This is a genomic window from Paraflavitalea pollutisoli, assembly GCF_029360705.1.
In the GTDB taxonomy this organism is placed as follows: domain Bacteria; phylum Bacteroidota; class Bacteroidia; order Chitinophagales; family Chitinophagaceae; genus Paraflavitalea; species Paraflavitalea pollutisoli.
In genome coordinates, this window is sequence record NZ_JARKMX010000005.1 from 143,250 (window position 1) to 164,337 (window position 21,088).

The following is a 21,088-nucleotide window of genomic DNA, read 5'->3' on the forward strand; positions in this document are numbered from 1 at the left end:
TAAGGTTTACAATAGAGTGATTGTTGTTGTTTTGCGTCAGGCAAGCGCCAGCAACGGTTCAAAGCTGGCCTCCCGGATATTTTTGGTTGCGATTGTTTCCAGTAATTCATCTTTTGTGCAAAACGATACGCCCTGTCCGGCATGACCGATCATACAACGGTCGTCGCGGCTGTCGCCTACACAGATCACATCTTTTAATTGCACGCTGTATTTCTCGCAGGCATATTGCACCGCATTCGTCTTACAGTACGAATGGCCACAAATGCTTTCCGGCGATCCAAAGAAATAAAACGGCAGGTTGACTTCACCGGTAGCTTTGCCCTCGAAAAATTCCAGCTGGTTGGCATAAGAGAAATCAGCATCGATTTGCCGGGCGACATAATTGGTGATCAGCGTATAACTGGTACTGATAATACCGACGAGATACCCTTTCTCCTTTAGTTTCTTCACCACCTCTTTGATATCAGATACCATGGGTATCTGACTGGCTACGTGCAACAGGTCATCCATGGTGCGGCCTTTCAGCAACTGACCGATCCGTTTGGTCAGGATAATGGAGTCTTTCTCCTGGTGTCGCAGATCTTCCAGCTTGGCCGTAAATCCAAACTCTTTGGCGCAAGCATCGATGGTACGTCCCAGCAATATGGTATCATCCATATCCAGAATCACCATTTTATGAAACCCACTGAGCTTTTCGCGCAGTGTTTTATTCATTTCACTGTTCACCACTTCCAACGAATGCAGCTCTTCTTCGCTGATCTCCTCAGGATGCTGGCGCTGGGCCTTGCTGATGATGGCGCGGGATACTTCCTTGCTCATTTTGCCCAGGGCCTGCCAGGGCTTGCTTTTGTTTTCAATGTATCCGATGTTCACTTCTTTGATGCGTGCTTTCATCAGGTACATATCAATCAGGATACCGATGTCAACGCCATAGTCGTTGAGCAGATCGATCTTCTTGAAATAAGATTTTTTACCGGCAATCATGCCGCTGAGTGGTTGGGAAAAGTAAGACAGGCCTGGATAGAAAATATTCAATAAAGGTTTTGCGACCAATTCGGTTACCCGGCCTGCATTGCGGGCAAAACTGCCTTTCACAAAATCGGCTTCATCGTTGATGAGGGGCGCAGACAAGCCTGAAATGGTTCCTTCCGGGTATGGATCGATATCGCCGTCCAGGAAAATAATCAACTCATTAGTGGCTTGCTGAATGCCATCTTTCATGGAGATGCCTTTCCCACGAACCTGGCTGGTGATCACCTTTGCACCAGCCGCAATGGCCACAGCTGCTGTATTATCCTCCGACTTATCATCAACCACTATCACTTCGCTGACATCTGCCTGTTGCCGGCAGAATTCCACCACACGAGCAATCGTCTTTTCTTCGTTCAATACGGGAATGATAACAGTTAGCACAAGTACCTCCTTTTGTAAAATTCTACGATTATGATTTACCAAGAAACTGCAGCTTTTGCTCTACACAACAGCCCCCTGGGCGGGGGACTATCTATATTGACAAAAGCCATGCCCCGACCAGTCACAACAAGATTAATTTTCTGTGTTACCGGGGCATTTTAATCTGCTGGTTACAGGGCGGATTTCAAAGGATGGAAAATATCCGCCGCTGTCCTTTACATACGATTAAAACGAAATTAAAATGCCGTTAAATAGGTCAATGACACAATAAGGTGGGAATGTATTCGCGATAAGGCCTTTAAAAGGGTCAAATTGGCCAATATTTACATATCCGGGCATTCCGGGCAGGATTGAAAGCAGTGGGCCTGTATTGGCTTCTAATGCAGGCAGGAGAAGTATGTCAAAAAGGAGGATTCCAAATCGGTCGGAAAATAAAAAATCCTTCTGCGTAAACAGAAGGATTTAGTCTATACAAAGAGATGATAAGATTAATAATCCCTGTTGTAACCACCGCCGCCACCGCCACGGTTGAAGCCACCTTTCTTGTAGCCTCCACCGCCGCCGCTACCGCCGCCGAAGCTTCTTTTCTTGAAGCCTCCACCGCCGCCACCTTGAGGCTTAGGCTGTGCTTCGTTAACGATGATCTTTCTGCCGAGTACTTCTGACTCGTACAGGCTGCTCAATGCATTCTGAGCTTCGCCATCTTCGGGCATTTCTACGAAACCGAAGCCTTTGCTACGGCCGCTTACTTTGTCCTTAACGATCTTTGCAGAAGTAACTGAACCGTATTGTTCAAATAAGGTTCTCAGATCCTCATCGGTCATTTGCCAGGAGAGGTTCCCTACATAAATGTTCATTGTAACTAAAATTTTTAAAGTGCTGAAAAAACGGATAATGACAATAGTTACTACTATGAACTGAGGAAACCAGGATATTAGGTAAGACACTTCAGAACAAGAGAACTAAGTACATTAATCAACTGTGAAGATAGGGAAATAATTATGTAACCAACAAAAATATTACGCATTCCCTTTATGGGGGCGGATTTCGGCGAATTGGCCTATTTAAAGCCTTGTAAACCTGCACAAAAAGTTAACCATCAAGGTTTGTTTTTTGAGCGGTAAAATGCCCCATCGCCACCTCCTGCCCGTACCCCTGAAATTTTATTGCAAAATAGTTTCGGCCAACCTTCCGTCGCGGTTATAAACGTCTTGCCGGAAATTGAGTTGCCCATCACCGGTTACAAAAGCAGTCAGGTAACCGATAAAAACCGGCACCGGCGTCTTGAGGGTCACATATTGCTCTTTTCCCGCATTCATCGCCTGGGTGATTTTTGCACTGGTCCACTCAGGTTGGTTCCGAAGCAGGTATTCAGCCAGTTTTTTTGGCTCTGCCAACCGGATACAGCCATGGCTGAAGGCGCGGTTCTCCTGTCCAAACAAGCTTTTGGAAGGTGTATCGTGTAAGTAGATATTGTAACTGTTGGGAAACAGGAACTTTACCTGGCCCAGCGAGTTGCCCGGCCCCGGCTTTTGCCGGTAGTTATTCCCCACTTTTTCCATCCGGTGACGTGACAGGTAATTGGGATCGCGGCGAATGCCCGGCAATACCTCGTTTTTTAATATGCCGGGGGGAATGTTCCAGTAAGGACTAAATACGACATACTTCATCTCCCCGTAGAATATAACGGTTTTGTGTACAGCCTGCCCCACAACTACATTCATGCTCCACAAAAGCGAATCGTTGTTGAACACGTGCAATTTGTAATCCGGGATATTGATCGCCAGGTACTCACCGGCCGGCCGGGCCGGTACCCACCGGCAACGCTCCATATTGATCACGATCTTCTCAATACGCTGTTGCACCGGCACATTCATTTCTTTCAGTACACCAGGCCCTACTACCCCATCATCAGTCATACCATAGCGACGCTGAAAGCTTTTGACCCCTTGCTTAAGCGTACTATCGAAAGCCGCACTGCCATCGTCTGCTGCCAGGTCGCCGGTCACGAATAGCAATTGCCGCATAAGCTTTATAGCTTGTCCGGTATCACCTTGCTGGTATTTCTTCTTGTCGGCTTTGATCGCCGGCCACCCGCCTTTGGCAACGATCTCACGGTATTGCTTCAGGTGGTCTTTCAGCTTGTAATATTGGTAATAGAGTGGCTCATCGGCCAGGAAGGAATCGGTCGGTGACTTCAGCAGCGAATCGAGCAGTGCATCCTTGGCAACCTTTTTCCTGGGCAGGAACCAATCCATCTTTTTTACTTCCTCATCGGGTATTCCCTGCCATACATGACGGGCATAGTAAAAGTATTGAGCAGTCAACATCAACTCGGTATTGACATCTACAGAAGGAGGTGTGTTGCGGTCGAGTGCTTTGTTCTGTTCATCGGCCACCAGCGTATCGAAAGCGCCGGCATAGAGTACCTTTTTCGGGAGGCCTTCATCGCTGATATTCTCCACCCGGTTGAGCAGGTTACCGGCCTGCTCGATTATGCCCAGGCTATCGAACCAGGCATAAGCAAACTGACGGCTGCCATAGAACTGGTGCATATCCTGTCCAAATTCTTTGAGTAGTGGATATTGCTGCAGAAACTGATCGATCTGCGTGCTGTCGAAGTGGAGGCTTTGCTGGCGGCTGAAATTACCCGCAATGGACGGGTCGATATTACTTTTCGAAGGAAGGGTGTCTTTGGCCGTCCGGACATAAGGTTTCTTTTGTCCGTCCTGGCAAGATACGGAAAGCCACACCATGGTAAGGCAGAGTAGATAACAAGTACGCATCGTGAAGGATTGTAATATAAATATAGGGGAAAGTAGGGAAAGCCGATTGACTGGAATGGCCGAATGTATTGCGTAGTTTGCCCGGTTTCGTGAAGGTGGCATAAAACAAAAAGGCCTTCCCGAATGGGAAGGCCCGAATGATTTGTATCAGACGAGATTACTCGGCTACAACTTCAAATTCAACTTCAGTGCTGTTACCATTACCGAAGTCAACGATAGCTTTGTAAGTACCCAGTTCTTTTACTTCCTCAGGGATAGAGATCTTCTTACGATCGATCTCATAACCCTTTTGCTCGCGGATAGCGCGTGCCAGCTGCAGAGAAGTAACGCTACCGAAGATCTTGCCGCTGGTACCGGTCTTAGCACCGAGTTTCAGCGCACCATCTTTCAGTTTAGCAATTACAGCATTCACCTCTTTCAGCATAGCTTCCTCTTTCTTGCGGATCTGCTTCAGCCTTTCTTCCAGTTGTTTCAGGTTAGAAGGACTTGCTTCAACAGCAAATTTTTGAGGAATGAGGTAGTTACGGGCATAACCGTTGCGAACTTTCACTACTTCGTGAGCGCCGCCCAGGTTGTCTACGTCTTTTATCAGGATGATGTCCATGATTCTTTTTTTGTTCACCGTTTCCCAATCGATCCAGGTTATTGCCGGGATGACTGTCTACCCGTTCATCACGGGATTAGGGTGAGGTTTACTTTAATAGGTCAGTTACGTAAGGCAGCAAAGCCATTTGACGGGCTTTCTTAACAGCCTGTGCAACTTTGCGTTGGTACTTCAGCGAGTTACCAGTGATACGACGGGGCAACATTTTGCCTTGCTCGTTCAGGAATTTCTTCAGGAACTCACCGTCTTTGTAATCGATGTACTTGATACCATATTTCTTGAAACGGCAGAATTTCTTCCGGGGTTTCTCGGTCTTAATGGCGGTCAGGTACTTAATTTCATTAGATTTTGCCATGTGTTATCCCTCCACTGCTTTTTCAACTCCTGTAGGTACACCACTTCTCTTTCTTCCATTGTACTCGACGGCGTATTTATCGAGTGCAGTGAACATGTGACGGAGCACGTTCTCGTCACGCAGCAATTGAATCTTCAATTGCTCATTGAAGCTGGATGGCGCAGTATATTCCAGCACCCAGTACAAACCAGTGGTTTTTTTCTGGATGGGATACGCCAGTGATTTCAGACCCCAGGGATTGGTGTGCACGATTTGGCCGCCATTATCTGTAACGATAGCGGTAAACTTTTTCTGAGCGGCTTTGAAGTCCTCCTCAGAGAGCACAGGGGTAAAAATCACCATCAATTCATAATTGTTCATGATCCCTGTTTAAAAATGATTTAGAAAAAAATGATTACATCCCCGTCGCTGCTGACTTTGGCCGGTTGGCCGCCATTTTTGGCTAAGGGGCTGCAAAGATACAATGTTCTAAGTTCCTGACAAAGGGATGGTAAAGAGTATTTTTGAGGGACCCGGGTAGTCGATTATCGATTGATAGTCAATCTATTGATTAAAAAATATTGCTCAAGGAGATATACGACGACCTTGAAACCGGCTACGATTGCCCCCGATCGCCCCTACCCCTGCTGACCCCGAAACAGCAACCTGCCTGGCAACACCTCGATGGTGAACTCGGCGGCTTCAATGGGCTCACCATCCAGGTGCGCGGCCATAGGCCGCTCGCCTTTTATTACCACCTGCTTCACCCGGTCGCTCGAAACGATCGGCAACACAATATGCTTTCCTTTCTCTACTCTTGGTAAATAATAGAACCGCTTCAACGGATGGATCTTCCGGATCACGATCAATTCCAGCAATCCATCATTGATCACTGCCTGCGGTGCCACCAGGAATCCACCGCCATACCGCGAACCATTGGCTACACTGATCATAAACAGCTTTTCCCGGATCTGCTTCCCATCGTAGTTAACCTCTAACTCCTGCTCCCGGTAAAAGAATATCTTTCGAATCACGGTAGCCAGATAAGCCAGGTGACCCGCCAGCCAACGCCGCTTGCCCATCGACTTCACCACCTCCCCATCAAAACCGATCCCTACGCCGTTCAGAAACAGCCTACCATTGCACCTACCGGCATCCACCGGCTTCGGCTGCGCTGCCAGCACCCGCCGCAACTGCGCTTCCAATGTCAGGTTGCCGTACAGCTGCCAGCCAAAATCATTGCCCGACCCGGCTTTGAACACCGATAAGGGCTGTGTAATATCCGGATAGCGATTGATGAAGTGATTCAGGGTACCATCTCCCCCCAGGATGAAAACGTCGGAGAAGCCTGTAAATGCGTCGGGCCAGTGGTCTTTGAATACCGTGCAAGCGATCTGCTGTCGCCGGAGCAATTGCTCCAATTGATCGGTATACTGTTCAGAAAGGCCGCCACCAGCCAGGGTATTGCATACGATGGCAATGTTGAAAGAATGAATCATAAAGCAAGTCAGTCGGTCGATGAACGCAAAAGATATAACTTTTTGGTCGTGGCATCCCAATCTATCTTGATGAGTGGCTACATCGCTGTTCCCATCGCGCTCACCTATACCGACCATCCTGCACCTTCCTGTTCCTGCATCTCTGGCTTAGCGCACCTCTACCAACTCGAGCCGCAGGTAGCGCTGTATACGAAACGGAACGGTCGTCGGGCAATGCTGATAGGTAGGATCACAGTTCAGGCGCAGGGACAATTGCAGTTCATTGGTCATGTCGGCCGCTACCAGCTTGCCATCTTTCCGGCGCACCGTACTGTTGATGATGAACCATTCATTGCCATATTGCAGGTTCACCTTACCGCCGCCCACCGGCTGCACCATCTGAAAGTTGTTGCGCACACCAACCGTTACCGGCTCCTGCATATTATCCAGCAGAAAAGGGATACAGGGCACTGCCGGGGGCATAAACCGCGTCTGCACTTTCACCACCTCATGATTCACTTCCCGGATGTACGCGGAGATCGACAGGCAGTCATCGCCCACCAGGATCGTTTTGCCATTGGCAAAATTCCCCCTGGCCAACTCCTTTCTTTGCAAGCTATCGCCCATCCGCTGTAATGTGGTAACGCGCGATTGCGGACTGATCGCGACAAAAAAGGTAATAAAGTCCGTGATGGGCCCAGTCATACCCGCCACTTCTATCGGAGGAATGGCCATCGATCCCTGCGGATGCAGCGATATCCGGTAAGGCTTTACCGACTGTGCCTCGGCATCCATCCGCGTCGTATCTTTTGGCGTGTACACCAGCTTGGAAATATGGCGTACCTCATCATACAAACGCCCCGCACTATCCCGCATCACTGTCAGTTCCATCTCCACGACGCTGGTCGAATTCCAGACACCATTGTACCGCTGCTCGGTGGTGAGGCGGTACCAGTACCGCTCGCCTGCTTTATATTGCCTGGGAAACAAGGTGCCCGCGGTGGCGCTGTCCTGCGCCCAAACCGGCAGACTACCTAAAGAAAGGGTGCACAACAGTAAGCCAATGGTAGTGCGTTTACACAATTGCATATAGGTTGGTTTAATAAGTTACCGATAGTTGTATATACATCTAATTCCCGTTTATAAAGCAGCGATCATTTTTTGCAGGATATCGATCCCTGCTTTCAACTGCGTTTTCGAAAGGTCTTTCAGCACCTGCTGGTACAGTCGCCCTGCTACCGACACCCCCGCTTGCTGAATGGCTTTCCCTTTTGCGGTCAGGTAGATAAGGTTCGACCGGTTATCGTTGGCATCCGTCACCTGCCGGATCAGTTTGTTCTTTTTCATGTTGATCAGCACCCTGGTAATGGTGGTCTTATCCCGGTTGAGTTGTTCGCTGATCTCCTTCTGACTCATCCCATCGCGGTACCAGAGCGCTACCAGGATCGAAAACTGTTCGGCGGTAATATCGATGTCATGCTGCCGGAAAGCGGCGGCCATGGCCTGACTGAACTTATGCGAGAAATCGGCACAGAGATAAATGATGTTCTGATCGAGCGAAGCAGGTTTCATATTGGTTGTATCTACAACTAAAATAAACTTTCGATCAGACATATCCAAACAAATACTGCCACGGGATAAATGTACAAGCCAACCCCACAGCTATTTTGTCGACTGGTTGATGCCGATGTCGGGGACGACCGATCAGACACAGGCCAACCCCACCGGACCTGCCTACCCGAGCCGCCTACCGATCCCCCACCCCAACTGCCGCCAAACGGGCTTTCAGGCACCTTAACGTTATCTTAAAGAAGATTAAAATATTTATGCATATCTTTGCCCTTTATTCTCACTCTTAGCAGACTAGATATCTTTTTCTTCCAAAAGCTCATCAAGTCATAGGTTGATGAGGAACAAACAGTTAGCTCTCTCTCCGTTCTTCCACGTAGTTGATAGTTAACAAATCAATTATTAAAAACTATCATGTTGACATTTGATCAATTGAATCTTCAGGAGCCTTTATTAAAGGCTTTGAAGGAAACAGGGTATACACATCCTACACCAATTCAGGAGCGCGCCATTCCCGTAGTATTAGAACAAAAAGACCTGTTGGGCTGTGCCCAGACAGGTACCGGCAAAACAGCCGCTTTTGCCATCCCTATTTTACAATTACTGAACAGCCAACAGCCTGCTCATAGAGGTCCTCGCGCCATCAGAACGCTGGTATTAACGCCTACCCGTGAACTGGCTATCCAGATCGAAGAAAGCTTCCGGACCTATGGTAAGTATACCGGTCTTAACCAGATGGTGATCTTCGGTGGTGTATCCCAAAGCAACCAGGTCAATGCCCTGCGCAATGGTGTCGATGTACTCATCGCCACCCCAGGCCGTTTGCTCGACCTGCTCAACCAGGGTTATATCAGCCTGCAGCATTTGCAGTTGTTCGTGCTAGATGAGGCCGACCGTATGCTCGACATGGGCTTTATCCATGACGTGAAGAAAGTCATTGCCCGTTTGCCCATCAAAAGACAAACCCTTTTCTTTTCGGCAACCATGCCACCAGAGATCGCGTCTTTGGCCAATACCATTCTGAAGAATCCGGTGAAGATCGAAGTAACGCCCGTATCGTCTACAGCTGAAAAGATCGCCCAACAGGTTTACTTCGTGAACAAGGATAGCAAGCGTAGCCTGCTCATCCATATTCTCGAGAACCCGGCTATTGAACGTGCACTCGTTTTTGCCCGTACCAAATATGGTTCAGACAAGATTGCCCGCGCCCTTAGCAAAGCTGGTATCAAGGCGGACGCTATTCATGGCGACAAATCGCAGAACGCCCGCCAAAATGCACTGAATAATTTCAAAGACGGCAGGATCCGCATCCTCGTAGCTACTGATATCGCTGCCCGGGGTATCGACGTCGATAGCCTCACGCACGTATTTAACTATGAATTGCCCAATGTGCCCGAGACCTATGTACACCGTATCGGTCGTACCGGTCGCGCAGGCGCCAGTGGTATCGCTATCTCCTTCTGCGATGCAGAAGAAAGAGAATACCTGAAGGATATTCAAAAGCTCACCAAGCAGATCGTTCCTGTTGTAGAGGACCATCCTTTTGTCGACGCAGCTCCTTTTGTAGCATCACCTGCTATCCAAAAAAATACTGCCGGCAACAATGCGCCCCGCAACAACCATAAGAAATTTGGTAAAAGCTGGAACAGGAATCGTCCGGTCAGATAGTAACCACTATCCCCGTCGAAATAATGGTAAAAGCCTCCGGTCATCCGGAGGCTTTTTTATGTCGCAATACGTTTCGTAAACCAGAGGTATAAATGCTGCCTTCGTTCAGGTCAGGTAGTTTGCAAAAATGAACGATATCAAGTCAGGCGTGTAGGTGCCCCCAAGGGTATCTTGGTTGGCAGGGTATGGTTTTACAGCCATTGAACAATAGTGACCAGTAGACAGCAGCTGTCTATCGTTTCTTCGCAAAGGCAACGCGGTAAAACTCATAGCCGCGTTCTGTATTGTAGGGAATGTATTTACGGCGGTAGTCAGTAGCGCCCTTGTCTTCGAGCAAGGCCCAGTCAAAGCCATTCAGGTAAGGCTTGAGCTCATCGGGTTTGAACCCAAAGGTCCAGCTCTCTTCTATTTTATCGAGGTCAATCAGTAATTTCTCGGCTCCGTAATAAGCCTGTGGATTGTCGAGCACCAGCCGGTGCACATACGTGAAGATGATATAAGAGCCCCCGGCAAACCGGCTCAGAAAGCGAAACACATTATCAACAGCCGTGGGATTGAGGTAATTGGTCACTCCCTCCCAGATAATGGCTGTTGGTTTATCGAGGTCAATCGGGTTCCAGGTCAGCATATCATCCAGGCTCTCCTTGTTGAAATCGAGCTGGTGAAAACTTACATTGGCCGGTAGCCTTCCCATCGCTGACTTCAATGCAGTCACTTTTTGCACCGAGGTGTTGGGATGGTCGATCTCGATCACCGGGGTGCTGCGCAAAAATGGCAACCGTGCACAACGGGTATCGAATCCTGCGCCCAGTATCAGCACCTGTTGTGCGCCATTGTTGACGGCATAATACAACAGGTCGTCGATGTATTTGGTACGCGCAATACCAGACGAAAGGGCCCCCGGTATCTTGCGGTAGATGATCCCTTCTATGATGTTCCTGATCACAGCGATCCGGGAGAGTTGAGCAGCCCCCCGCAATTTCATCCCCAGAAAGGCAGCCGCATAGGGGTCATTGAACAAACGCATGCCGGCGGGACGCGATGTCTCGAGTGCCCTGAATAGGGCCATGTACTGCGCCGTTCGGCTGGCTTTGTTTGTTTTCATTCGGTTTACTGCTTGCCCAAATAGCTGTCAATCTACGTAACATTCCCTTAATATGCAATGTTGCACCGTTGTAGCACCTGGCAATTGGCTTATTTCTATTAAGTCATAGTAATTACCGTGCCACCGTCCCGTATATCAGCGTACTCCGCACAACCCAGTACCGATGCCAGTTTCCGGCGTCGTTGACCCCATAAAAAAAGCTGGTATGCCTTGCATACCAGCTGTACAAATCGTTTATGTGTGAAAGGACCGCCTGTTCGTGGCCGCGTCGAGACTAATTCAATTCTCTGATCTTGATGCTGCGGAAGCTCACATCATTGCCATGATCCTGGATCAGGATATAACCTTGCTTCGCTTGTCCGAAATCGGGCCATTTCTTGTACTTGCTGATGGCCACCAGGTCTTTGTAAGCCTGTGATCCGCGCTCATACTCCAGTACCTTGATACCATTGAGGTAATGCTCAACGTGGTTGTTGGGGTACACGATCACACGGGCATAGTTCCACTGACCGGGAGGACGTACAAAACGATCACTCTTTTTAGCAGTGATCAGATCATACAGCGACGACATGGTACGATTGCCATCACGGCCCATCTTCGCATCGGGATGCACCTTGTCATCGAGTACCTGGTACTCCAGGCCGATGGCAGAACCCGGATTGTTCTCCGACAGCGTCACAAAGTACTTCACACCACTGTTCGCGCCGGTAGTCAGTTTGAACTGGAACGACAGGTCGAAAGCACTGTATTGCTTGGTCGTTACGATATCACCGCCATTGGTCGACTCGCTACCATTGGAAGCCAGTACGCTGATCGCACCATCTTTTACTTCCCAACCTTTTTCGGGGAAGGCAGGCTTATAAGCGCCTTTCCAACCCTTGCTCGTGGCACCATCAAACAACAAACCATAGCCGGATTTCTTTTCTGCCTCCGACAAATTGTTGGGAATAGTGTTGACGACATACGTGCCCGCCAGGTGGGGGGAGCTGACCAACCCTGTTGTTTTAATACGGATATTCTTCCAGAAGATCTTTTTGCCTGCCTGTTCGGGTTTGCCGATGCTGTGCACCTGCAATGCGATGAAACCGCTGGCATCGAAGGTATCGACTACATACGCCGCCTCTACATTGTTGACAAAGGTGCGCAGGTTATGACCGATGCACTCGATACGCACCTTGTTGAACTGCCCATTCTTGAAAGCAGGTTTTGCTGCAGGATTCAAATCGAGGGGATAAAGCCAGTCGCGGCGGGCTTCATCGTAAATACCACCCGACCACTGGCGCGCCGAAGGGTCGATCTCAAACTGGTAACCATACACCCGCCCCTTGCCATTGTTACCTTCGGGATTGAGGTGACTACGGAACTGAATACCGGAGTTGGAAGTGGTATCCTCCATCAGCACCTCGAGTTCGAGGATGAAATCACCATACTCTTTCTCTGTTACCAGAAAAGTATTGGGCGTGCCTTGTGATGTAATGCCAGTGATAGCGCCATTCTCTATTTTGTACTCAGCGGTACCGGACAGTTTCTTCCAGCCATTCAGGGTTTTACCATCAAACAGATTGGTCCAGCCTTTGGCCGATTTTTGTGCCATAGCAGAACCTGCCAGCAGGCTCAAGGATAACAGAAAGGGTAATTTTTTCATATCGCTTCTAAATGATTAGGAAAAGTTATAGGCTGATTTCCACTTTTGCGTGGTATGACTGTAAGCCGCCTGGTTGGCCAGGTGTACGGTAACGGCGGTGGTAGCTCCCGTGATCACATTCGAGGCTGGCCGCAGTTTCTCCACCACACATTTATGAAAATCCTGGAGCGCATACCAGGTACCGTCTTTCATCGGCTCTTTGGTAATCGGTACGCCACCGTCTTTGTTCCACTCTATTTTTGTAGCACTGCTCACCCCATCAACTACTTCCAGCTCTTTACGGGTGGCCGGTTCGGGATAGAAGATCCCTTCATTCATCAGCAGGGCTACGGTGCCCTTGGTGCCTTTTATTTTGAAGATATACCCTTCACGGGCATTGCCACAGGTAGCGCCAAAGTTGCCGATCATTCCTTCCTGGTTGTACCGTAAGGTCACTGCTACATTATCGTAGGTCTCACGGCCATCCTTGTAAATGTCGATGCCACCGGTACCCATCACTTCATCGGGGTGGGTATTGAAAGCCCAGTTTACAAAGTCGATCTGGTGCGACAACAGTTCTGCTACCAGGCCACCGGAATAGGCTTTGTACATCCGCCAGTTCACCTGCTGATCGCTGTAGCCGGTGGGTACTGGCCTGCGCCAGTTCCAGTTGCGGTCCCAGCGGGCATCGATGTGCACCACTTTGCCGAGGTAACCTTTTTCGATCATCTCTTTCACCTTGAAGTACAGCGGCACATAACGATACTGGTGACCGACCTGCAATACCTGGTTGGGATGCTCTTTCACCTGCTTCACGAGTTTGATCGCCTCGGGAATATTGTAGGTCATTGTTTTTTCGAGGAACACCTGTTTACCGGCACTCAACGCCGCGGAGGCAATGGGGTAATGCATGTTGAGCGGCGTGGCTGCCACCACCGCCTGCACGTTCTTATCGTCCAGCACCTGGCGGTAGTCCTTGTACTCTTTTGGGGATGGAGCACCGGCTACTTTGCGCGCATGATCCAACCGGAAATCAAGAATATCACAGAGGGCGACGATGTTGAAAAGCTCCGGCAGTTCGCGCATCACGGACATGATGCCGGTTCCGCGATCGCCACAACCGATCACGCCTACATTGATCTTTTCGGCAAAGGGGGTACGGAAGGCCTGCACCAGTTGGTTGTGCAACAGCATACCGCCGGTAAGGATGCCTGCCTGTTGTAAGAATTTTCTTCTGCTCATATGGTAGTTGATCGGGGCCTGCTGTACAAGCCCTTTATATTGTTTATGTCAACGCTCACGGGTGAACGTATAGAATTTACTGGTAGCGGTATCGCTGATTTTACCCTGCCGGTCACGGTAGATAAAATAAGCGGCCATATCTGTTCTTGCTTCTACAAAAGCGATGGCCTTCTGCAGGCCCATCACCATCAGTGCATTGTCGTAAGCATCGGCCGTGATGGCATCCGGCGCATACACGGTTACACTAATCAGCTCGCTTTGCGATGAATAACCGGTTCTCGGATCGATGATGTGTGATATCTTTTTACCGCCACTCTCATAGAATTTCCGGTAACTGCCCGAGGTAGTGATAGCTCCTTTGTCGAGGGAGATAATCTTCTGCAACAGTGATAACTGAAACTCATCTTCTCCCGGTGCTTCGATACCGATCTTCATCGGCTCGTTGGCCGGTTGGCGGTGTCCTTTGATCCGGATCTCTCCACCGATCTCCACCAGGTAATTGGCTAACTGATGAACTTCGAGGAAGGTGGCCACTTCATCTACGCTATAGCCCTGGGCAATTCCGTTCACATCGATCTTCACGCAAGGCTTGGTTTTAGTCAGTTGCGTGCCGTTTACCTGCAGGTAGCGGCTGTCCACACACTGCTTAAGTGCCGCGATCGTTGCCGAATCGGGCAACTGATCCGTTTTCCGGGGACCAAATCCCCAGGCCTGTACCAATGGTTGGACGGTAATATCGAAGATGCCCTCCGTTTGCCGGTAAGTTTCTATGGATTTCTCGATCACCCGGGCCATGTGTGCGTCCATCCTGACGGACGTCGTCTGGTTGAACCGGCTGATAAGGGAGTAATTCTTGTAGATGGAGAGGGAGGAGTCTATGACGGCCAGCAGGCTATCGATCTGGCCCTTGGTGACCATACTGTCTGTGGCGTAATAGGTAACCTGGTAAGTAGTGCCCTGTGCCTGGCCGGCAATACGAAAGGCCCTTAGGGGGTTGGCCTTCGGTACAACAGCTCCGATCAGCAACAGGGGTAGGAAAAAAAGCAGGTTCCTCATCCGGACAAATATAAAAAATGCCCGGATGTGGTAGGTAGAATCCTGCTTAAAGTTATGCAAACGATTTCGAAGTCAACCGGTTACTGCGCGTAGTCCGGTTTGCCATTTTTCCAGGCGACCGGATATCGGGCGCAGGGCGTATTGATGGCGCCGTCTACCGCGGTGGGGTAACAATCGGGGGTTCCATAAATACCATAGGGATCGAAGAAATACCAGCGTTTATCGCCCGGATCGCGGTGTGCATAGAAAATGTGCAGGTGATTGGCGGCCTGACCGCCTGGTCCGGTACTACCAGCCCAACCGATCACCTCACCAGCCTGCACATTCTTGCCGACGAGATCTGAACTGATTTTCTGTGAATTGGTTCCCCACCACGCCTGATCCGGATTCCTGTCTGAAACTTTGAGCGGACATCCTGTATTTTTCAAATGATTTTCATATTTCACCCTTGTCGCGTCGCCGGCTGCCTGGTTCAGCGTAGGCTGACTTTTGCTCCAGGCTACCGAGCAATCGTTGTCGGCACCATTGCGCATGTGCATGTAGATGGTTCTGTAGGCATCTTTTTTGCCACCGGCATTGTGGCTGATGATGACCGTATTACCCGACCATTCGTCGTACCCCGCATACACCACTTTACCGGCTGCGGCTGCGGTGATCTGGAAGGTTTTAGCGTCTTTCCGGGAGTAATCCATCGCATGGTGCCAATTGCCTGGTGAATACAGCCAGCCATTCTTCGACATATTGGATGCACTCTCCTTGAAGGGCAGCGTGAATATCTTGTCGTCTGCATCAAACAATACCGAGTTGCGTACAAAATAGTCATCGCCAATCTTAAGATTGGGCCAGCGATAGTAAACGCGGCCACCTGAAGCGGGTGTGCCGCAGGTACCCGCTTCGTCCTCGCAATGCTGTGCCGTGGCATGGATCCCATAGTCATAACCATCGCGACCGGAGGTGGATGGGTTGTCGGCCATCAATGCCTGGTTGAGGCAACCGGTCGGACAGCTGCCATCGAATGTTTCCATGTCGATCAATTGCAGGTTGGATCCGTTGAGCTCTGCCCATTTGGAGGTGAAGCTTTGCCAATCGGTGTTGTGCCAGAGGTAATAGCCATCCGTGCCCGAACGCCATACGCCCAGGAAGATCCTTTTTCCATTTTCCATATAATGTTCCATGTCGACGAGGCGCAGGTTTTCTTTACCACGATCTTCCCAGTATTTCACAAACTGCGTCCAGTCCATGCCATAGGGCGACAATACATACCCGTCACTACCCTGGCGGAATACACCGAGAAAATATCTTTTGGTACCTTCTGTATATGTTTCAATATCGACCAGCCGAAGGTTCTTGCTGTAGTCGCTCCAGAATTTGTTGAAGGCTGCCCAATCGAGGCCAGCAGGGGTCAGCGCATGTCCATCTTTTCCTTCCCGGAATACACCCAGGAAATAGCGCTTGCCGCCTTCCGTATAGGTTTCAATGTCGATCAGTCGAAGTGTTTTGCTGTAATCGCTCCAGAACTTGTTGAAGGCTGCCCAATCGAGGCCAGCAGGGGTCAGTGCGTATCCATCTTTGCCACCTTCCCATACACCCGAGAAATACCGTTTGCCACCCGACTCATAGGTTTCGATATCGATGAGCCGCATGTTCTTTTTACCGAGCTCATCCCATTTCTTGTTGAAGTCGGCCCAGCTGACGCCCGACCAGAGATAGGTACTGCCATTTCCTTTGCGCCATACACCGGAATACAATTCCTGGGCATTGGTGTATACGGCGGATAGTAGTACCAATAGTACCAGATACAATCGTTGACGATCCATAGTTGTTATTTTAAGGTTATGATAAACCAGTAAAAGGAACTTGCTACTATCAGAAGAAATGGAAATACCCGGAGCTGGGCACGGATGGCCATTAAACAGTCGTATCGTATGGGACGTTACAAAGTAAGATTAAGTAAACAACCTAATCCTTATCGGGTGAGGATATGGCCTTTCGATGAGTGAACGGGAACGACCGAAAATATGGATAGTTGCCTATTTATTGAACAAGGCGTTGACGACCGCATCTTTTTTCCGGCGTGACACTTCCAACGCCGTATAGTCTTCGAGGATCAGGGTAGAATTGGCTTTGGCATATTTGACGGCATACCGCAGGTTGACAAGGTATGATTTATGGATGCGCAGAAAACCCTGTCCCTGCAATACCTCTTCGTATTCTTTGAGGGTCTTTGCACTGACGAGCTTCCTGTTTTTGGTGAGGTGAAAATGGGTGTAGTTGTCTTTGCCTGCACAGTACATGATCTCTTCGGGCAGCAGGAAGAAACTACCATCGACAGTAGCAATGATCAACCGGAAATCGGGCTGCTGCGTATTGCTGAGGTTGTCGACCACCTGTTGTATCTGCTCCTGCCCGATCCTGACCTGCGGACGTGTTTTCAGTTTGTCGATCGCTGTTTTCAGTTCTTCTGCATCGATGGGTTTCAACAGGTAATCGAGGGCACTGCATTTGATGGCGCGAATGGCATATTGATCATACGCCGTGGTGAAGATGATCTCGAAATCGATCTTGTCCAATTGACGCAGCAGGTCGAATCCGTTCATGCGCGGCATCTCGATATCGAGTAATACCAGGTCGGGCTTGTGGGCGGCGATCGCCGCGAGGGCGTCGGGCCCATCGTGGCAGGTAGCCACTAAGCTTACCTCCGGGCAATTCTGTTGCAGCAGGGTTTCGAGCGATTCGCGGCAGTGCTTTTCGTCATCTACAATGATGGCTTTCATGGTCAGGCCATTTTATTTTGTATATAATTCAGGGTAATGAGCACGCGGGTGCCGATTCCCTGGTGGTCGTCGTTGTACAGGTCGATCACTTCCACACTGGTGTTGGCATCGTAGGTCATGTTGACAATGTCGAGCCTTTCGCCGGTGATCTTCATGCCATGGCTTTTGTTCTTCAGGGCCGATCGGCTGCGCATGGCGGCGGCGGCTTTACGGCCTACGCCATTGTCTTCCACCCGGATGATGAGTTGGTCATCGTTGCGGCTGATCTCCAGCGTCAACAGTCCGCCAGGTTGTTCCCGGTATAGCAGGCCGTGCCAGATGGCATTCTCTACATAGGGCTGTATGATCAGGGGCGGTATGATCACGCGTGATGGATCGATGGCGGCCTCTACTGTAAGCTGGTATTCGAATACATGATCGAAGCGGATGGACTCCAGTTGGATGTATAGATCGAGGGCGTCGAGTTCGTTTTCGAGGGTCACCCATTCACTCCGCGAATTGTCGAGTATCATGCGCATGAGCCGGGAGAATTTGGTCAGGTACCCCGAGGCGTTTTGCGGGTCGTTGCGCAGGATGAAATTGTTGATCGAATTGAGGCTGTTGAAGATGAAATGGGGGTTCATCTGCGCGCGCAGCATGTTCATCTTCACCCGGGCGATCTGTCGTTCAAAATCGCGTTGGGTGGCCGCCTTTTTGCGCAGGTTGACCAGGCGTTGGCGAACCAGCCACCAGGCGATACCGGCCGCCAAGGCTGCGATCAATAGTATGAACCAGGTCGTTCGCCAGAAGGGCGCCCGTATGGTAAACGGCCAGGTGACGATATTGCTGTATTGGTTGGAGCCTGCTGCGGCCCTGGCTTCGATGATGTAGTCACCGGCAGACAGGTTGCTGAGCGTCACCTGCCGGTTCTGTCGTAGTTTGATCCACCCCGTGTCTTCTCCTGATATCCTGTATTCATATTGTACAGAGCCGGGGTTACTGTAATGGATACCGGTATAGAGAATCTCGAGGGTATTTTGCCGGTAGTTGAAAAGGCCGGGCGGGAATTGTCCATTGGATGGTTCCAATAAATCGTCTTTTCCGTCCTGCAGCAGTTGTATGCTTTCGATGTAGAGCAAAGGTTTTGTCATGGTGGCGGCAAATACCTGCGGATCAAATGACAACAATCCCGATGAGGTAGCCATCCATATCCGGTTATCCTTGTCTTGCAGCATATCCGCATTCTGGTAGTCGCCTTTGAGCAATTGCCGGTCGATGGGGGCGGCTACGATGCTATGGCCTTCGGGGAGGGTGGCGATGCGGTTCAGTCCGTTGTAGGCCAATGCCCAAAGCACGTTGTCTTTATCGACCAGTAGTTTGAGGATGATATCGGAAGAAAGTCCATCCTGTATCGTCAGTTGGTTATTGACGACCAGGCTATCTTTCTCAAAACGGCCACGCAATAATCCATTGCCCTGGGTGGCGATCCAGATATTCCCCTGGTGATCCGGCTGCATGTCGTTGATACCAAAATGCTGACTGTCTTTCAATGACTGTAACACCAGGCGATCGTTCTGCAGTCTGGCCAATCCCCAGCTACTACCGACATAGATAGCACCACCTGGACTCTCGATGAGGCTTTTGATCTGCGGGTTATCATTGATATCTTCCGGGTAAGTGTATTGGGAAAATTGCAGCGAGTCGTTGGGGAGTTTACGGATGCGGGTCAGGTTCTTATCGCCCGTCGTATATAGATCGTCGCGCGGGCTTTGGTAGAGGTGTAGGAATGTTTTGTCGCCCCCTTGTTGAAAGTAATACCGCCAACCGGATTTCGTCAGCCGGGCGAGACCCTGGTAACCACTGCCGCACCAGAGTTCTCCGTCGGGTGTTTCCAGCATACTTTTTACTTCTGACTGGGGAAATACTTTGAAGCCATTGGGAAACGCTGGCGTGAATTGCTCTCCGGTTAGTCTGAACACCCTTCCACGGTTGCCGCCTGTGAGGATCGTCCCGTCTTTTCGCTGCAGGATGCTGTAGAGTTCATTGAATCCTTCGGGCTGGGGTTGCAGGTGACTTTTAAATATCTCGGGTTTGGCGTACAGCAGTCCTTCGTGGGTGGCGATCCAGAAGTTTCCGTCTTTGTCGCAGGCGAAGGCGGAGCCCCATTCGCGGTGATCGAAGGGAATGGATACGAGAGGGCGAAAGGTTTTGTCGTGTACATCGACTTCGAAGATGGCTTCGGAGTTATAGTAGTACCAGTGGTTGCCTTCCTGGTGGAAGTCCATGCCGGTGATGAAGGGGATCTTCAGTTGTTTCCAGGTATTGCCTTCGCGGTAATTGACGCCGCTAAAATTGCCACAGATGAATACTTCGCCCTTGTTGGTACAGGATATGCCGTTGAGGATGTCGGAGGGGTGGCTCATCTGCCAGATGAGCTGCAGGCCCTGGGGCGTGACTTCATATACCCGTGATGGGTTACCCACGAGCAGTTGCCCGTTGGGCAGCAGACACATTTTGCGTGCCCGTTTATCATCGTTGAGGGTACGCCAGGCAGGTAGGATGCGGTTAGTGAGTGCGATCGTGTCTTGCGCGAGGGCCTGTTGCAGGGTAACGGTATCGAGTAAAGCCGGTCCGGTGCCGGTGCCCACCCATAGCTGCCGGCCTTGTTGCAGCAGGCTGTAAACGGGCAGGTTGGTTTCGCGGGTATTGACGTGGTGGAGGGTTTTATTGTGGTAAAAGAAGAGGCCACCTGCTGCGCCAATCCAGAGCGTTTTACGGGCGGTATCTTCTACGAAGCAGAAGACCCTGCCGATACGCCGATTGCCCGAAAAAAGGTAATTAGAGAGCTGGTAACCGTCGTAGCGGCTTAGTCCGGCCACGTGGCCTATCCAGAGTTGTTGTTGCCGGTCGATGTAAACGGAGAGGATCTCGGAGGAGGGCAAGCCGTGGCGGGCGGACAGTTCGGTAAACTGGTAGTTGGTAGTGAGGGGGATGGGAAGGGCGTGCTGGGCTGCGGACGGGTTAGGGCAGCAGGCCAGGAGGAGGAGTATATATAGGTAGCGTATGGGGGCGCTGGGCAATGACTGGCGGTTGTTGGTTGGTATTAAAAATAATCAATTGGTGTGGTATGTGGAGGGGCTACCGAGGAAGGGGAGGCTAATTGAGAAAGCGGAAGGGGCATAAAACAAAAAAGCCCTGTAGTAAACTACAGGGCTCAAAGAATATGGCAGCTACCTACTCTCCCGCATTGTTGTGCAGTACCATCGGCCATGAGGGGCTTAACTACTCTGTTCGGTATGGGAAGAGGTGAACACCCTCGGTAAAACCACCATAAGAAGGTAATACCGGATTTGATTTGATCTTGCGATCATGATTATCCAGTCAATAAGTTACATATTGGGAAGTTGTAAATGAACAGCAACAGATATTAACCATGTTGTATTCACAAAATTGATT

The 21,088-nt window shown here is 50.1% G+C and carries 17 protein-coding genes and 1 rRNA gene; 1 reads left to right on the top strand and 17 read right to left on the bottom strand.

Going from position 1 to position 21,088, the window contains the following annotated elements:
* Positions 1 to 36: 36 nt before the first annotated feature.
* The 9 genes from P2W70_RS13060 to P2W70_RS13100 all read right to left on the bottom strand — a co-directional run bounded on the left by P2W70_RS13060 (position 37) and on the right by P2W70_RS13100 (position 8,229).
* Positions 37 to 1,413 (bottom strand): HAD-IB family phosphatase, encoded by a 1,377-nt coding sequence (locus P2W70_RS13060; RefSeq protein WP_276481915.1) that lies wholly within the window; start codon positions 1,411 to 1,413, stop codon positions 37 to 39.
* A 488-nt stretch (positions 1,414 to 1,901) separates the two neighbouring features.
* Positions 1,902 to 2,270 (bottom strand): RNA recognition motif domain-containing protein, encoded by a 369-nt coding sequence (locus tag P2W70_RS13065; RefSeq protein ID WP_167289789.1) that lies wholly within the window; start codon positions 2,268 to 2,270, stop codon positions 1,902 to 1,904.
* Between the two features lie 306 nt (positions 2,271 to 2,576).
* Positions 2,577 to 4,199, bottom strand: a complete 1,623-nt coding sequence (locus P2W70_RS13070; protein ID WP_276481916.1) for a L,D-transpeptidase family protein — start codon at positions 4,197 to 4,199, stop codon at positions 2,577 to 2,579.
* Between the two features lie 157 nt (positions 4,200 to 4,356).
* Positions 4,357 to 4,803 carry a 50S ribosomal protein L9 gene (rplI, locus tag P2W70_RS13075; protein ID WP_276481917.1) on the bottom strand — a complete coding sequence of 149 codons (447 nt, stop codon included), beginning with the start codon at positions 4,801 to 4,803 and terminating at the stop codon, positions 4,357 to 4,359.
* Between the two features lie 88 nt (positions 4,804 to 4,891).
* Positions 4,892 to 5,158, bottom strand: coding sequence for a 30S ribosomal protein S18 (gene rpsR, locus P2W70_RS13080; protein WP_276481918.1), 267 nt, complete (start codon positions 5,156 to 5,158; stop codon positions 4,892 to 4,894).
* A 3-nt stretch (positions 5,159 to 5,161) separates the two neighbouring features.
* On the bottom strand, positions 5,162 to 5,518 hold the full coding sequence (gene rpsF, locus P2W70_RS13085) for a 30S ribosomal protein S6 (protein ID WP_276481919.1): 357 nt from the start codon (positions 5,516 to 5,518) through the stop codon (positions 5,162 to 5,164).
* Between the two features lie 257 nt (positions 5,519 to 5,775).
* On the bottom strand, positions 5,776 to 6,636 hold the full coding sequence (locus P2W70_RS13090) for a diacylglycerol/lipid kinase family protein (RefSeq protein WP_276481920.1): 861 nt from the start codon (positions 6,634 to 6,636) through the stop codon (positions 5,776 to 5,778).
* Positions 6,637 to 6,783: 147 nt separating this feature from the next.
* The gene (locus P2W70_RS13095; RefSeq protein WP_276481921.1) at positions 6,784 to 7,704 is read right to left on the bottom strand and encodes a hypothetical protein; all 921 of its coding nucleotides are present in this window, start codon (positions 7,702 to 7,704) and stop codon (positions 6,784 to 6,786) included.
* 51 nt (positions 7,705 to 7,755) lie between these two features.
* Positions 7,756 to 8,229: a MarR family winged helix-turn-helix transcriptional regulator gene (locus P2W70_RS13100; RefSeq protein ID WP_276481922.1), complete on the bottom strand. Its 474-nt coding sequence runs from the start codon at positions 8,227 to 8,229 to the stop codon at positions 7,756 to 7,758.
* 369 nt (positions 8,230 to 8,598) lie between these two features.
* Between P2W70_RS13100 and P2W70_RS13105 the strand changes: the two genes are divergently transcribed.
* The gene (locus tag P2W70_RS13105; RefSeq protein WP_338119834.1) at positions 8,599 to 9,852 is read left to right on the top strand and encodes a DEAD/DEAH box helicase; all 1,254 of its coding nucleotides are present in this window, start codon (positions 8,599 to 8,601) and stop codon (positions 9,850 to 9,852) included.
* Positions 9,853 to 10,084: 232 nt separating this feature from the next.
* Here the strand turns inward: P2W70_RS13105 and P2W70_RS13110 are convergent, their stop codons facing one another.
* The 8 genes from P2W70_RS13110 to rrf form a co-directional block, all read right to left on the bottom strand.
* On the bottom strand, positions 10,085 to 10,957 hold the full coding sequence (locus tag P2W70_RS13110) for a class I SAM-dependent methyltransferase (RefSeq protein WP_276481923.1): 873 nt from the start codon (positions 10,955 to 10,957) through the stop codon (positions 10,085 to 10,087).
* 274 nt (positions 10,958 to 11,231) lie between these two features.
* Positions 11,232 to 12,602, bottom strand: coding sequence for a 3-keto-disaccharide hydrolase (locus P2W70_RS13115; protein ID WP_276481924.1), 1,371 nt, complete (start codon positions 12,600 to 12,602; stop codon positions 11,232 to 11,234).
* A gap of 15 nt (positions 12,603 to 12,617) precedes the next feature.
* The gene (locus P2W70_RS13120; protein WP_276481925.1) at positions 12,618 to 13,823 is read right to left on the bottom strand and encodes a Gfo/Idh/MocA family protein; all 1,206 of its coding nucleotides are present in this window, start codon (positions 13,821 to 13,823) and stop codon (positions 12,618 to 12,620) included.
* A gap of 48 nt (positions 13,824 to 13,871) precedes the next feature.
* Positions 13,872 to 14,879, bottom strand: a complete 1,008-nt coding sequence (locus tag P2W70_RS13125; RefSeq protein WP_276481926.1) for an FAD:protein FMN transferase — start codon at positions 14,877 to 14,879, stop codon at positions 13,872 to 13,874.
* 80 nt (positions 14,880 to 14,959) lie between these two features.
* Positions 14,960 to 16,696 (bottom strand): peptidoglycan DD-metalloendopeptidase family protein, encoded by a 1,737-nt coding sequence (locus tag P2W70_RS13130; protein WP_276481927.1) that lies wholly within the window; start codon positions 16,694 to 16,696, stop codon positions 14,960 to 14,962.
* Positions 16,697 to 16,909: 213 nt separating this feature from the next.
* Positions 16,910 to 17,653: a LytR/AlgR family response regulator transcription factor gene (locus tag P2W70_RS13135; RefSeq protein WP_276481928.1), complete on the bottom strand. Its 744-nt coding sequence runs from the start codon at positions 17,651 to 17,653 to the stop codon at positions 16,910 to 16,912.
* 2 nt (positions 17,654 to 17,655) lie between these two features.
* Positions 17,656 to 20,712 (bottom strand): sensor histidine kinase, encoded by a 3,057-nt coding sequence (locus P2W70_RS13140; RefSeq protein ID WP_276481929.1) that lies wholly within the window; start codon positions 20,710 to 20,712, stop codon positions 17,656 to 17,658.
* Positions 20,713 to 20,853: 141 nt separating this feature from the next.
* Positions 20,854 to 20,965: ribosomal RNA gene (gene rrf, locus P2W70_RS13145) — 5S ribosomal RNA — on the bottom strand.
* Positions 20,966 to 21,088 lie beyond the last annotated feature (123 nt).